Consider the following 14,514-nt stretch of genomic DNA (forward strand, 5'->3'; position numbering starts at 1 on the left):
ATGAAGTCGCAAAATCTTATGGATTTAGCTTTAGACAAATAAAAGAAAAAGCAAAACAATAAGCTTTAGCTTCGTGCTTAGACGTTATTATCAATCAAACTACTAGCTTTTCAAATGAATAAGAACTTTTTCTTTAATTACGATGAATACGATTTTTGGCCGCTATATGACTCAATACAAAAGTACTATCCCATTGGGATTAAAAAGAACCAAGAATTTGACATTTACCGGAATTACAAGGGCATTCAGGAACTAGAAAATTTACTCCTAGATAAAATAGGTCCTGAAAATACCAACTATAATAAGAATTGGGAATCATTTATCGAGAGAATAAGCAAAGAATTAGGAAAAAAAATCTTAGGAACTATTTATGGCATTGTTCCCAGTTATAGCGCCTTTTTATCTTTGGAAACAGAAGGAAATGAAGATAGATGGAAAAGTAAAGAGTTGCATTTTTCCGTAAGCCATTTAGGTAAGTTTTACCAAGTCTATGGTATTGAAAAATCAGTGCGAAAATCTGTAATAATAGGTGATGGGGAAGAATTATCATACCAAACAGAAAATTTGACTAAAATAGTTGTTTCTCCAGTTGGTGAGTATAAAAACTATTTTGAGAGAATTGAAAACTATATTACCGAGGAATTCAGGGAGTATAGATTAGTTCCTTTTAAAATTGGTCAAACGATTATTGATGGACTTCAAATATTACATATGGATAACGAAAAATGCTCAATAAATATGGCATTATTCAATGATTTTGTGGGTTTTGGAGAACAAGTAGACAAAGTGGAACCCGAAGGGAATTTGTTCTATGGAATGGAAAGTTGGAAAAAATAATTACAACTAGCAATGGTTTTAATATTAAGCGTATAAAGTCATGTGTTTTATGACTTGGGTATATTTATTAAGTTCGCTAAATCTTATGGATTTATCTTTGAACAAGAAAAAATAAAACTAAAAAATAAGCTTTAACTACGGGGTAAGCCAGAAAGAAAACGCCAGTTTGCTCTAGTTATGAAAATTTTAAAGCCTTACGTCTTAATTATAAAAACAGAAATGACAATAAAAGAAGTTCATAGAAATGAATATACCATTTCAACTGATAAGGATAAGCTAGATATTCTGAGCATTCACGAATTTCTTGCAAATGAAACCGATTGGGCGAACGAAATTCCTATAGATACTTTGAAAACATCAATTGATAATTCATTGACTTTTGGACTTTATCATAAAAGCAAGCAAATTGGTTTTGCTAGAATAATTTCAGACTATTCAACAATAGCGTACTTAGGAGATGTGTATATTTTGGAAGAATATAGGGGAAAGGGATTGAGTAAATGGCTGATAAATGAAATAATGGAGCATCCAAATCTACAAGGATTAAGACGCTGGATTTTACTAACTGATACAGCAGAATGGCTTTATAAAAAGTTTGGTTTTACAGAATTACCAAATCCAAAATTGTATATGGAGAAACATAATCCAAATGTATATAAGTAGAAATTATGAAAGACTTTTTTAGCGTTCAAAATTTAAAATTCGTACTAGGCTTCGCAGCCGGCTTCATTATTTATGATGCTTTTGCAAAAGATGAAATTGACTGGGTAAAAGCAATTGTAGTAGCAATTCTGTCAGTAGTAATAATGTTTGGGATAAATCGCATAAAGAAATAAGATTAAATTTGCCATTGGTTAATGAAGGTTTACGAAACCTTTCATAATAAAATCTAATCAATTTCTTCATACAAAACCATCACCTAAAACTCCCTCATGATTACATTTATCACCTCCATGATTTTATTGGTATTGGGTTATATTATCTACGGTAAGTTTGTAGATAAAACTTTTAAGCCCAATGAAACAGAGGAAACTCCGGCACATACTATGGAAGACGGAGTGGACTTTGTACCTATGAACAGTAATAGAAATGCATTTATACAAATTCTGAATATTGCGGGTGTAGGTCCTATTTTTGGTCCTATTTTGGGTGCCTTATATGGACCAATTGCATTTATATGGATCGTAATAGGTTCTATTTTTGCGGGTGCTGTTCATGATTATTTAACCGGTATGATTTCCTTACGTTTTGGCGGAGCACATCTACCAGCGTTGGCATCTCGGTTTTTAGGCAAATCATTCAGTCACGTTGTAAATTTCTTTGCCTTATTACTTTTAATTTTGGTAGGAACTGTTTTTGTAACCGCGCCCGCCAACATGATCAACGATGTTATTGGCTCAGAAACCAGTTATTTGACCATAGTACTTTTTGCCATATTCTTCTATTACATTGTGGCGACCTTATTGCCAATAGATAAAATCATCGGTAAAATTTATCCCGTGCTAGGTTTGTTACTTATACTTAGTGCTATTGGTATTTGTATAGGTATGTTCGTTATTGGAAATCCTATTCCTGAACTTACGTTTCAGAATATGCATCCGCAAGGTATACCGTATTACCCGGTAATTTTCTTGACCATCTCATGTGGTGCTTTATCAGGATTTCATGCCACGCAATCACCCATAATTTCTAGAACTATCAATAATGAAAAAGACGGCAGAAAAGTATTTTATGGTATGATGATACTTGAAGCTGCCATTGCCATGGTATGGGCAGCTGCATCAATGAGTATTTTAGATGGAGATACCTTAAATGAACTTTTACAAAATGGAGGACCTACAGCCGTTGTAAATAAAATTGCCATAGCCTCGTTAGGAGCCATTGGTGGTACTATTGCGGTACTTGGAGTCATTGTGTTGCCAATTACATCAGGAGATACTTCTTTTAGAGCCGCACGTATGATTATTGCCGACTATTTGAACATAGATCAGAAAGTATTGAAGAATCGGTTTATGGTGGCTATTCCACTTTTTATCGTTTCGTTCATACTGACAAATATGGACTTTCAGCTGTTGTGGAGGTATTTCTCTTGGGCAAACCAAGTAACTGCTTCCATAGCCCTTTGGATCGGAGCTGTATATTTATATCAAAAGAAAACACATTATATCATTGCTTTAGTGCCGGCATTTTTCATAACCTCTGTGGTTGGTTCCTATATTTTTTATGACCCTAATGTTGGTTTGGGTTTAGATATTGTAATTTCCAACTGGATCGGTATCGGAATTTCTACTTTACTGACGGTGTTGTTTTTTATGAAATTGAAAGTAGAAAATAGTGCATCGTAATTTTTTGATAGTATCATACTAACTAAACTTATAAAATGAAAAAAACTCTGGTAGATTTTTTTAAAGAGATACTTACAATTATTGTCGGTATACTGATAGCACTGTATATCAATAATTGGAACGAAAATCGGAAAGATGCAAATTATATGAATAAAATATTTGTATCAATGGATAAGGAATTGAAGGAGACCAATGAAGACATAAAGAAAAAAATGCCTCAACAGCAAATACTTATCGACACCTTAGAATTTTACAAAAAGAATGATTCAATTTCTATTTTCGATGTAATGACGAAAGTTAATGGAATTCAAATGCCTCAGATTAGAATTAGTTCATGGAAAGCTATTTCTAGTTCAAAAATTGAATTGTTGCAATACGATAGAGTTTCCGCTTTGGCAAATATTGAGGAGGACACAGAGTTGTTGAAATCAAAAACTCAATTTTTAATGCGTTTCCTTTATCCAAATATAAAAGACACCAGTTTTGACAAAAAAGAACTTATAATATTTATGATGCAGGATATTATGGTTACGGAAAGAGGTTTGCAAAAGGAAATTGAGGAGGTCATTAAAGAGTAATGATCAATGAAGCATACTCTCCGTAACACTTGGACTTAAGATTTAAAGAACATAAATTGATTAAAATACTTAAAAAACTATCTTGGTTCATACTTTATCTCCTATTCAATGCAGTGCTATTTCTTATTGAAATAAGAGTATTGTTCACTACGAATGACGGTTTTACGGGTGGTAGCGGATTTGAGTCCATAGATGATATTTTAGAAGCTTTTAGTGCAATTTTTAATGTTCTGGAAGGCATAGTAATGGTGTACTATTTTTATTGGTCCATAGGCTTGGTAATCATAGCTCTATTATTATTTATACCTGTACAGGTGTATTATATAAATAGGAAATTTAATAACCACAGAAAGAAGTTTTGGTACAGCTTATTGGCTTCCTTTGTTGTAGTTATAGGATTAAAATTGTTGATGTATTCTTGGATGTATATTGATATGAATTATTTGTAAAATTAATTTTTGTTTAATTTTAAATCAGATAGTTTCAATACCGCCTTAAATAACTTAAAAATGAACATCACTCAAGACTGGAATAAAATAAGAACACATTTCAATAAGAGTTTTAGTTCTAATTTCCATATTTCCGTTGCATCTGTAGATTCAAATAATAATCCTACGGTTACACCAATTGGTTCTCTGTTTCTAAACGATAATCAAACCGGTTTTTATTTTGAAAAATTTCCTAAGAAATTACCACAGCACGCAAAAACGAATAAAAATGTTTGTTTTCTTGGCGTAAACAGTAGTCGGTTATTCTGGCTAGGGGCTTTGTTCAAAGAAAAATTTTCAAGTTATCCTGGAATAAAGTTATATGGTGAGCTTGGTGAGAGAAGATTAGCAACAGTAAAAGAAACAAAGCGACTTAACCGTAGAATGCGCATGACCAAAGGACTAAAAGGAAATACGTATTTATGGGGTAAAATGGAATATGTACGAGACATCATTTTCGTTAAGGCTGAGATAATTAATCTTGGTAAAATGACATCAGTTTTACAGTAAACTAATCATCTGAAACCTTTAACTCGCAAACAGTAACGGTAATCTCCCCTCCTTGGAGGGGATTAAGGGGTGGGTGAGTCGCATGATAAATCACACCCTAATTATAAGAATTTATGATAAAACAAACATATTTTTAGGGGTACAGAATTGAAATGAAGGTAAATTTGCTGTAGACCTCAATGCAAGGCGAGGATAGAACTAAAGAATGCTTTTTAAAATAAAAACACAGTAAGTATACATGAGTTAAATGCCAATATATTAGGGTGTTAATACTTCTAATTAAAACAAAAACAACATTGAAACAGACCATAGCACGTATAGCATTAGTAGTAGATAATTACGATAAGGCCATTGAATTTTATACTAAAAAACTCGATTTTCTACTTCTAGAAGATACTGATTTGGGTGATGGTAAACGTTGGGTAATTGTTGCACCACCAGGATCAAAAGAATGTTCTTTGGTATTGGCAAAAGCAGATGATGAAAAGCAGCGGGCAAGTGTAGGTAACCAAACAGGTGGTCGTGTATTCCTATTTTTATATACAGATGACTTTTGGCGCGATTACTACAAAATGATGGAGCGTAAAATTAAGTTTGTTCGTTCTCCAGAAAAAATGCCATATGGCATGGTCGCCGTTTTTGAAGATCTTTATGGGAATAAGTGGGATTTATTAGAACCAATAGAAATGCAACAACAACAACAACAACAGTAATTTTTATGTTTTCAGTTCAATCACTATAAATGATCAATTACTTTAAAAGCATATTCAATTTCAAAACATCGAAACCATTAACTGGTTTTAGTATGTCTAGAAATGTACTCAGTTTTAAAAAACTAATATGTGGTATAGGTACATCTGAAATTGGACAGAACGAGATTTTAATCATGGATTACCCGTTTGAACCTTCTATAGCATACCCAGAATCAACAATCTTGGCAGAGGATATTGATTGTATGGCGTTGGAATTCGGAGTTTGTAAAGTACATGTAAAGCATGATGTTGTATTTGTTTCTTCAGAACAGAAAGAAGCATTGGAAGATTTTGCAGAAAGAAATAACATTCCGCTTATTCCTCAAAACTGGAATTGGGATTGGATTTTAGAACCGTATTTGGATACTGAATTTACCAAAGAAAATGAGGAGCGCTGCTTACAAAGACTTGTAGAAAACGGTTTTACCTGTAAAGAGGTAAATGCAATACGTAAAGAAGTAGGTAAGCAAATGTATGCCTATAATTTTGATACCATGTTATGGGACTGGTGTAGCCTTAGCCTGTCTGATGTGTTATCTGCTATGTGTGCTAAATATGATAAAGAACAATTTTGTGACTTTTATAAGCGTGCTCTGGAAATTGAAAAACGTTCTATAAAATGAACAATTTAGTATTTTCTAAAGTTCAGATAACACCATAAAAAAAGGGTAAAAATCAACTTAGATTTTTACCCTTTTATTTTGCTGAAAATATGTACTAGCGTAAAGTAGATTTCAGCATCCAAATTAATTTTTCTTGTCCAGATATTAAATCACTTACTAAAGCTGCGGTGCCTTCATCATTATTATCAGAAGAAAATTCTAAAATTTCTCGTTCTTGTATCAATAACTCGTTCAAATTATCGATCAATAATGATATTCCTGTAGCTCCGTCAGCTACTTCTTTGATAATTCTGATTGTCTTATTTTCTAAATAATCTTCGAAGGTGTGTAATGGTTGATGGTCTAAAGTTAAAATGCGTTCAGCAATTTCATCAACGGTTTCTGTTGCTCCTGTGTATAATTCTTCGAATTTTTCGTGTAAAAGAAAAAAGTTACTTCCTTTTACGTTCCAATGCATTCCTCTCAAGTTCATATAATGAATTTGATAATCAGCTAAAAGAGTGTTCAATTTATCACTGATAGCTACTTTATAATCTTGGTCTAATCCTACGTTTTTATTTAAAGTTTCCATAATTCTGTTGTTTTAATTTCTTACTGTAAAATTAGGTATAAAGCCCCTGTTTAAGGGTAACAAAAGTTACATAAGCCATACGTTTTACTTATACTGTTATTAAATTTTATGAATGATAATTGTTGACTTTTAAAGTAATTGTAGTTCACGAATTAGATTCGTAAATTAGGGAGGTTAATATGACATTATAGAAGCATGCAAATTCCTGAAATCCCCAATTTAATACACTACGCAATTCCGTTTTTTACGGTGACCGTAATCCTAGAAGTCATTCTATCTGTAAAGGTAAAATTGCATGACTACGAGTTTAAAGATGCGGGTACTTCTATTGTAATGGGTTTGGGTAATGTGGCAATAGGTTTGGTTACTAAAGGCATTGCTTTAGGATTCTTTTACCTGCTGTATAATTTCTATCATCTATTTGAAATTCCGTTTGCATGGTGGTCTTGGATCATTTTACTTTTTGCGGAAGATTTATGCTATTATTGGTTTCATAGAACAAGTCATGTAAGTCGGTTTTTTTGGGCAAGTCACGTAGTGCATCACTCTTCAAAAAACTACAATCTAAGCACTGCATTACGGCAGTCTTGGTCTGGCGGATTTTACACTTTCATTTTTTGGACTCCATTAGTATTCATTGGTTTTCATCCAGTAATGATTTTGGTTCAGATGTCTATCAGTCTTATCTATCAATATTGGATTCACACAGAATATATTACCAAACTGCCCAAGTGGTTTGAGGCTGTTTTTAATACACCCAGTCATCATAGAGTGCACCATGCTACCAACCCGCAGTATTTAGATCGTAACCATGCAGGTATTTTTATAATTTGGGATAGGATATTTGGCACTTTTGAGCCAGAGGTAGAGAAACCGGTATATGGCTTGGTTACAAATATAAATACCTACAATCCTATTAAAATTGCTTTTGCGGAATGGTACAAAATGTTGAGCGATTTTTTCACCTCTAAAACCTCATTGATAAACCGTTTTAAGTATTTGATAAAACCACCCGGTTGGAAACATGATGGCACAAGTATTCTTTCAACAGATTTACGAAGAGAGTGGGAGGAAAAAAACTAAAATTTGATTTTGCATTTTAATTGAATCATCATGATAGAAAAATTTAAAGTACATATTCCGCAATGTGATATCGATGATTTAAATAAACGAATTAAAAGCACCAGATGGCCAGATGAACTCAACAGCTCCGGTTGGTTGTACGGCACTAATTTAGGATACTTAAAAGAATTGTCAGATTACTGGAGCACAGATTTCAGTTGGCGAGCAGTAGAAGAAAAAATTAACTCTTTTCCCAACTTTATAGCAACCCTATCAGGTAGCAAAATTCATTTTCTCCACATAAAAAGCTCCAAGAAAAATGCGGTTCCGTTGATAATTACTCATGGCTGGCCAGGTTCATTTCTTGAAATGCTCAAGATAATTACCTATTTAAATAATTCTGATGAGTTGGCTTTTCATTTAGTAATACCCTCAATTCGTGGTTTCGGTTTTTCTAATAAGCCTTTAGAAAAAGGGAATGACTATGGGGCAAATGCTAAATTATGGCATCAACTCATGCAAGAGCTTGGCTATACTAATTATGGAGTACAAGGGGGTGATATAGGTGCAGGTATAAGTATAAAAATGGCACAATATTATCCAGAGAACATTATCGGACTTCATTTAAACTATATTTCCGATTCCTATAAACCTTTCACAGAAGACCAAGAAAAGTCCACTAAAGAAATTGAAGCATACAAGAAACATCTTAAAGAATGGACAGCTTCTGAAGGGGCATATGCTTTAGTTCATAGCACAAAACCACTGTCTTTGGCATATGGTTTAAACGATTCACCTGTTGGATTATGTGCTTGGATTATTGAAAAATTTCATGCTTGGAGCGATAATGATGGTCAATTGAAAAATTGTTTTTCTAAAGATGAATTATTGGCAAATGTAAGTTTGTACTGGTTTACGCAAACTATACATTCTTCTATTAGAATGTATCACGAGATTAGCGGTAATCCACTGCATTTTAATGAAGACGACTATATAACTGTCCCTGTTGGTTTTGCTAAGTTTCCGAAAGAAATTCCTATACCGCCAAGGTCTTATGTGGAAAAAGGATTTAATATTGTCCACTGGTCAGAATTGTCAAAAGGAGGTCATTTTGCTGCTATGGAACAACCAGAAATTCTTGCTAATGATATTATAGGTTTTTTTAATAATCACTGTCTTTCTTATTGATACATTTATGAAAATATAAATGTATTTGTAACATAACTGGTTAAGGGTAGTCATATAAACGGTAATTAAGTTTTTCAAAATAATATGAGCAATAAGCTAATAGCGTATATAGGGATTTTAGGGGTTAGTTTATTTGCAATTGCGGCCATTGTTGGTCCGTTATTAATAGATGACTACAGTGTGGTAAGCCAGTACATTAGTGAATCTTTTGCTATAAATACGGCATACGGAAGGTATTTACAGTACATGGGCTATGTGCCTAGCGGAATACTTATTACTATTTTCTGTTTTAGTGCACCTAAATATTTACCAAGTTCAAAATTGGTATTAGCAGGTTTTCTTGGTTTGGCATTGTTTTACGGATTGGGAACTATACTAGTAGGATTATTTCCGTGTGATGCCGGGTGCCCAACCAATGTCTTGGACTCTAGCTTATCACAATTAATTCATAATGCAATGGCGTCCTTGACTTACATGTTCTTTCCAATTTGCTTGATAGGAATAGGACTGGGATTAAAGAAAAAGGAAGACTATAATCGCTTATCACAAATAGCGATGATTACCGGTATAATTAGTGGCATTTTTATATTCTCTCTGTTCTCCGATCCAGATTCAGGTTACAGAGGCATTTTACAGCGTATTATAGAAACTTGTTTCATCGTTTTTATAGTTTCTACCGCTTTGAGGATTAAGAAGGATACGGCGAGTGTAAATTAGTATAACGTAAAATTTTAATGTATTAGCCAAATCTTCCCCGGATTATTTATTTTTGAATACCATTAATTATAAAGGATTATGAGAAAAATCGCCTTTTTATTTGTTTGCTTAATAAGTATAATTTCCTGTAAAACCGATACTAAAAATCAGCTTAAAACTGATGATAACTCTAAACCTAGTACAGAAAGTGAAACGGTTGTAAAGGAGGAAAAAGAGCCGGAAGTTGAAAAACCAAAAGACGAATTATTTACCGATAATTTCGATTGGACAGAAATACCTTTATCGTCAGTGCATATAGGAGAGTTTCCATATTTAGCTCCACCTGAAGGATTCTTTGTAAAAACAAAACAAGGAAAACCGGCAAAAGACGGTTTAACCAAGTTTTCTGATTTCGGTAGGTTAATGATGTATACTGGCGAAGCATTTTACAATGCGGATGGCAAAATGGCAAAAATGCTTTATGGTATGACAAAAAAAGGAAAAGCTTTCAACAAATTGCTGTTTGACAAGAGTGTAGATGGTTATTTAGAAAGTATAGGTGCAGAATTGATATTTAAAGGAAGTGTACCTAGAAAAAAAATGTATGCTCTTGACAAAATAGACCCAATGGCACAGAGCGACTATATTGTTGGTCGAGCCTATAATAGTGATCCAATTAGGCATTATGCATTGAATCATAAAAGTGGTAAAATAATGTTTCAGGTTTGGTCTAACACGTATGGGGCAGAGGTAGGCGTTGTTGAATTAGAAGACTTTGTACAGACCATAAAAGCACCTACGGCATCTGAAATGAAAGATGATATTGATACCAATGGTAAAGCTATTTTAAATATAAATTTTGATACTGATAAGGCAACCCTAAAAACAGATGTGTTAGAAATTGTAGATCAGATATTTATATTATTAGACACCAACCCAGAATTAAAATTATCTATAGAAGGGCATACGGATAACACTGGTACAGATGATAGAAATAAGCAATTATCAATAGATCGTGCTAATACGGTAATGTATGCTTTAGCAGGAAAAGGTATTGATATAAAACGGTTAAAGGCTTCAGGTTTTGGTTCTGAAAAACCATTGGTAGCCAATGATACCGGTGAAAATAAAGCTAAGAACAGGCGAGTGGAATTGGTGAAGATGTAAATGTTTTTGAGTATTGAATAGAAGCTAGTTAGTATTAATTATAGTATTTTTTAGTGATTGAACGTAGCTGTAATTAGCGTGTTCCAGTCCTTTCGGTTAAGCTTAGGACAACAATACGTTAAAGATACTAAGCGTAAGCGAAGTGACAACCAACAACCAACAACCAACAACTACTTCTTATAGATAACCCCATCTTTCATTACAAAAGATACATTTTTCATAGAAGAAATATCGGCAACAGGATTACCTTTTACAGCTATAATATCAGCTAAAAAACCTTTCTTTAGGCTACCAAGTTGATTTAAGTGAAACATACTTGCATTGTTTGAAGTGGCGGAGATCAAGACATCTAACGGCTTCATACCGTAATCGACCATCAGTTCCATCTCACGATAATTTTCTCCGTGTGTAAAGACACCTACATCACCACCAAAAACTATTTGTACACCAGAGTCTAGAGCCATTTTAAATGACTTTCGTTTTTGTTGAATGCGTTCAGGTTCAGGATCGATACCTTTGTTCCAGCCACGATATTGGGTAATGGCATCACCAGCGGTCAGGGTAGGGCATAGTCCGATACCTCTATCTTTCATCATTTTAAAAATTTCAGGTGTACCGCCATCGCCATGCTCAATAGTTTCTACGCCACCAAGTATAGCTCTTTTCATACCTTCAGGCGTACCTGCATGTGCAACTACGTATTTTCCGGCTGTAGTTGCTGTGGCGACCATGGCATCAATTTCTTCCTGTAAAAAAGTTGGTTTAGAATCTGCACCGGGAGTCCAACGATAATCGGCATAAATTTTAATCAAATCGGCACCGTTACCCATTTGTCTACGAACAGTGGTAATACATTCATCTACTCCGCTTGCAGGTTCTGCACCTAGTGGTACGGTTACACCATCATGAAATCCTTTTGGTCCGTATGCACCGGTAGCAACAATGGCGGGTCCGGCAACCAATAATCTTGGTCCGTCAATAATTCCCTTTTCAATGGTTTTCTTTAAATATACATCTGTATATCCGGCGCCTTCGGCACCTAGGTCTCTCATGGTTGTAACCCCTGCCAATAAAGAATTCTTTACGTGAACCGTACCTCTTACGGCACGCTCTACAGGAGATTCTTTTAATACCTGGTCATTCCAATCCGTTTCATTGTACGGGTGCAACAATACATGTGAATGCCCTTCTATGATGCCGGGCATTAACGTAGTGCCTGCTAAATTCACTTCAGAGGTATTTTTGGGCAGTGATACTCCGTTCGCTTTTCCTGCGTAGCTAATTTGATTGTCTACTACCAAAACCACCCAATTATCATGCATTGCGGTGCCATCAAAAACACGGTCTGGTTTTAAGAGTGTTTGTGTAAAACCAAGAAAGGTAGAGAATAAGCAAATGACAAATATTGATTTCATAATAGTAGTTGGTTTAGTTGGCAATGGCAGATTTTAAAAGACCGTCCAAATCGGCTTTTGTATGTTGATTTCCATTAGATAAGACCATGAAAATGTCTTGCGTATTTTTAATATTTTCTAGTGGATTGGTATTCAGTAAAACGATATCGGCTATTTTATTTTCAGAAATAGTTCCGTAATCGGCACTTTGTTTTAAAAATTTAGCTCCGTTATAGGCAGAAGATTTTAATGCGTCTAGCGGAGAAATTCCCGTTGCAACCATTGCTTCCATTTCTTTATGAAGGGAAATGCCAGGGTAGGTGTAGCTGTTATAAGCACCACTATCGGATCCAGCCAATAAGGATACCTCGTTTTGGTTCAATTGAAATGCTAATTTACCAAAGAATTGATCTAAAGCTTTTCTATCGGCAACTTGTTTTGCTGTTGCATATTTTACACGGTCAATTCTGCCTTTATAAGTTTGCTGTATGCCCTTGCTCATATATTTTAAATATTCATCATTGCTATGGTCAACTTCATCTAGATAACTTAGAACGCCACCAATATGCAACGTAGGAACCACAAAGACATTATTTGCTTTCAATTTAGAAAAAGTAGCTTTGGCGGTAGTATCGCTATATGAAGCTTGTAGTAGGGGCATGGCATCCCAAAAACCAATTTCCTTTTTAATTAATTGCTCAGTTATATTTTGTTCATCATTTGAGCAGCCTTTCATAATATAATATAGGTGTTCTACTGCATCAATACCGGCATCAATAGTAGCATTAAGTTCAACGGTAAAAGGCATATGGCCAGAAGTAATCAAATTACGTTTCTCTGCTTCTTGAATTACTTTTAAGTAGTTTTCACCAGAAATTCGGCTATCATATATTTTTACGAAATCAGAGGGTATGGATTGTAAAGAATCTAGCGCTAGAGTAATGTCCTCATCGGTGTTTACTTCTAAAGAGCCTGCCCAAGTACCGGCAAGACCATCAATCTTTGGTCCAGATGTAAAAATGGTTGGACCTATAAGCTCATTCTTGGCAATAGCTTTTCTCCATTCTAAAACAGATGTGGTAAGATCACCACCTGCATCGCGCACTGTGGTAATTCCTTTGGCCATAAAGAGTTTTAAGAAGTTTTTATTTGCGCCGATCAAAGAATCACCACCTCTAAAATGGGTGTGGTTGTCCCAAAATCCTGGCACTATATATTTACCGGTAGCATCTATAATTGTTTTGGCTTCTGCGCCTTTCAAATTATTGTCTGCAGTTATTTTTTGTATTCTGTTATTACTGATCAAAATATTGGAAACGCTAATTGACCCATCTTCTAAGTCAATAAGATTACCGTTTTTAATAATTACATCATAGGTTGTAACGTTTTCCTCTTTACAGCCTGCAAACGTTATTAATAATATGAAAGCTACAACTTTCACCATGTTCAATAATCTCATAATATAATAGCAATTTACAAGGGTAAGGTATAAAGAATATGTGGCAAATGAGTATTTCTGTTTTATAAATTAAATGGAATTAAGGCATTGACAATGAATGGAACTTCCATTTATAATCTACTGATAAAAGCCTATTATTTTTGCTTTTTAGCAGACTGCCATCCTCCGCCATCTCTGTATTTTATATTGGCTTCTGCATGCTTTACAATTTCTGTAACGCGCTTTGTTCTGGTTTCTGGTCGCTTTGCTTGGTTTAACCAGTAGAGATAACTTTTGCGTTGACTATGTGTAAAATTTTTGAAATTAGTGAATGCATCAAGGTTTTTATTAAAAGCCACTTGTAGTTCTTCAGGTATAACGCCATTTTCCACTTCATCTAAAGAAGTCCAAGAACCATTTTCTTTTGCAACTTTTATAGAAGCCAATCCTGCGGTGTGCATTCTTCCATTGGCTTTAAGTTCTTTTATATAATTCTTATTGACTTTGCTCCAAACACTTTTTGGTTTCCGTGGGCAAAAGTATTGTCTTCGTTTTCCGTCACCCAAGCTTTTTACAGTGCTATCAATCCAGCCATAGCAAAGCGCAACCTGCACAGCTTCTTCCCAACGCATACTATCATTTTCATGAGCAACCGAGTAAAAAATAAGATGAACACCTTTATGTTCAGAATGGTTATTATGCAACCAATTTTTGAATTCAATATCGTTTTTAAAATATAACTCTGGTATTTCTGACATAATTCTATTAAAAGGGTATTAATTTATCATAAATGTACAATGTTTAATAGACAAAATATTGGTTAATACAGCTACTCGCCCTATTTTTAAGCTTTCAAAAATCAACT

General features: G+C 34.3%; 16 protein-coding genes. 12 read left to right on the forward strand and 4 right to left on the reverse strand.

Annotated features, from left to right (window positions below; translation table 11 throughout):
• The first annotated feature begins 114 nt into the window (after window positions 1-114).
• The 8 genes from PXD56_RS06625 (at window position 115) to PXD56_RS06660 (ending at window position 6,133) form a co-directional block, all read left to right on the forward strand.
• Window positions 115-837, forward strand: a complete 723-nt coding sequence (locus PXD56_RS06625) for a hypothetical protein (protein WP_276492553.1) — start codon at window positions 115-117, stop codon at window positions 835-837.
• A gap of 177 nt (window positions 838-1,014) precedes the next feature.
• Window positions 1,015-1,500 carry a GNAT family N-acetyltransferase gene (locus PXD56_RS06630; protein ID WP_338088439.1) on the forward strand — a complete coding sequence of 162 codons (486 nt, stop codon included), beginning with the start codon at window positions 1,015-1,017 and terminating at the stop codon, window positions 1,498-1,500.
• Between the two features lie 269 nt (window positions 1,501-1,769).
• Window positions 1,770-3,182 carry a carbon starvation CstA family protein gene (locus tag PXD56_RS06635; protein ID WP_276492554.1) on the forward strand — a complete coding sequence of 471 codons (1,413 nt, stop codon included), beginning with the start codon at window positions 1,770-1,772 and terminating at the stop codon, window positions 3,180-3,182.
• 35 nt (window positions 3,183-3,217) lie between these two features.
• The gene (locus PXD56_RS06640; RefSeq protein ID WP_276492555.1) at window positions 3,218-3,760 is read left to right on the forward strand and encodes a hypothetical protein; all 543 of its coding nucleotides are present in this window, start codon (window positions 3,218-3,220) and stop codon (window positions 3,758-3,760) included.
• 56 nt (window positions 3,761-3,816) lie between these two features.
• Window positions 3,817-4,209 carry a hypothetical protein gene (locus PXD56_RS06645; RefSeq protein WP_276492556.1) on the forward strand — a complete coding sequence of 131 codons (393 nt, stop codon included), beginning with the start codon at window positions 3,817-3,819 and terminating at the stop codon, window positions 4,207-4,209.
• 60 nt (window positions 4,210-4,269) lie between these two features.
• Window positions 4,270-4,758, forward strand: coding sequence for a hypothetical protein (locus tag PXD56_RS06650; protein WP_276492557.1), 489 nt, complete (start codon window positions 4,270-4,272; stop codon window positions 4,756-4,758).
• Window positions 4,759-5,054: 296 nt separating this feature from the next.
• Window positions 5,055-5,471, forward strand: a complete 417-nt coding sequence (locus PXD56_RS06655; protein WP_276492558.1) for a VOC family protein — start codon at window positions 5,055-5,057, stop codon at window positions 5,469-5,471.
• Window positions 5,472-5,563: 92 nt separating this feature from the next.
• A complete protein-coding gene (locus PXD56_RS06660) occupies window positions 5,564-6,133 on the forward strand; it encodes a hypothetical protein (RefSeq protein ID WP_276492559.1) in 570 nt (189 codons plus the stop codon).
• A gap of 94 nt (window positions 6,134-6,227) precedes the next feature.
• Here the strand turns inward: PXD56_RS06660 and PXD56_RS06665 are convergent, their stop codons facing one another.
• Window positions 6,228-6,704: a Dps family protein gene (locus PXD56_RS06665; protein ID WP_276492560.1), complete on the reverse strand. Its 477-nt coding sequence runs from the start codon at window positions 6,702-6,704 to the stop codon at window positions 6,228-6,230.
• Window positions 6,705-6,899: 195 nt separating this feature from the next.
• Here PXD56_RS06665 and PXD56_RS06670 point away from each other — a divergent pair, with 195 nt between their 5' ends.
• From PXD56_RS06670 to PXD56_RS06685, 4 genes are all read left to right on the forward strand, one after another.
• The gene (locus PXD56_RS06670) at window positions 6,900-7,787 is read left to right on the forward strand and encodes a sterol desaturase family protein (protein ID WP_276492561.1); all 888 of its coding nucleotides are present in this window, start codon (window positions 6,900-6,902) and stop codon (window positions 7,785-7,787) included.
• Window positions 7,788-7,817: 30 nt separating this feature from the next.
• Window positions 7,818-8,954 (forward strand): epoxide hydrolase family protein, encoded by a 1,137-nt coding sequence (locus PXD56_RS06675; RefSeq protein ID WP_276492562.1) that lies wholly within the window; start codon window positions 7,818-7,820, stop codon window positions 8,952-8,954.
• Between the two features lie 84 nt (window positions 8,955-9,038).
• The gene (locus PXD56_RS06680) at window positions 9,039-9,671 is read left to right on the forward strand and encodes a DUF998 domain-containing protein (protein WP_276492563.1); all 633 of its coding nucleotides are present in this window, start codon (window positions 9,039-9,041) and stop codon (window positions 9,669-9,671) included.
• Window positions 9,672-9,749: 78 nt separating this feature from the next.
• Window positions 9,750-10,817 carry an OmpA family protein gene (locus tag PXD56_RS06685; RefSeq protein WP_276492564.1) on the forward strand — a complete coding sequence of 356 codons (1,068 nt, stop codon included), beginning with the start codon at window positions 9,750-9,752 and terminating at the stop codon, window positions 10,815-10,817.
• Window positions 10,818-10,987: 170 nt separating this feature from the next.
• Here PXD56_RS06685 and PXD56_RS06690 read toward each other — a convergent pair whose 3' ends face one another.
• The 3 genes from PXD56_RS06690 to PXD56_RS06700 form a co-directional block, all read right to left on the reverse strand.
• Window positions 10,988-12,232: a metal-dependent hydrolase family protein gene (locus tag PXD56_RS06690; protein ID WP_276492565.1), complete on the reverse strand. Its 1,245-nt coding sequence runs from the start codon at window positions 12,230-12,232 to the stop codon at window positions 10,988-10,990.
• 13 nt (window positions 12,233-12,245) lie between these two features.
• A complete protein-coding gene (locus PXD56_RS06695; protein WP_276492566.1) occupies window positions 12,246-13,670 on the reverse strand; it encodes an amidohydrolase family protein in 1,425 nt (474 codons plus the stop codon).
• 134 nt (window positions 13,671-13,804) lie between these two features.
• Complete coding sequence (locus PXD56_RS06700) at window positions 13,805-14,407, reverse strand: YdeI/OmpD-associated family protein (RefSeq protein ID WP_276492567.1); 603 nt, start codon at window positions 14,405-14,407, stop codon at window positions 13,805-13,807.
• Between the last annotated feature and the right edge of the window lie 107 nt (window positions 14,408-14,514).

Source organism: Maribacter zhoushanensis (assembly GCF_029350975.1).
GTDB lineage: Bacteria > Bacteroidota > Bacteroidia > Flavobacteriales > Flavobacteriaceae > Maribacter > Maribacter zhoushanensis.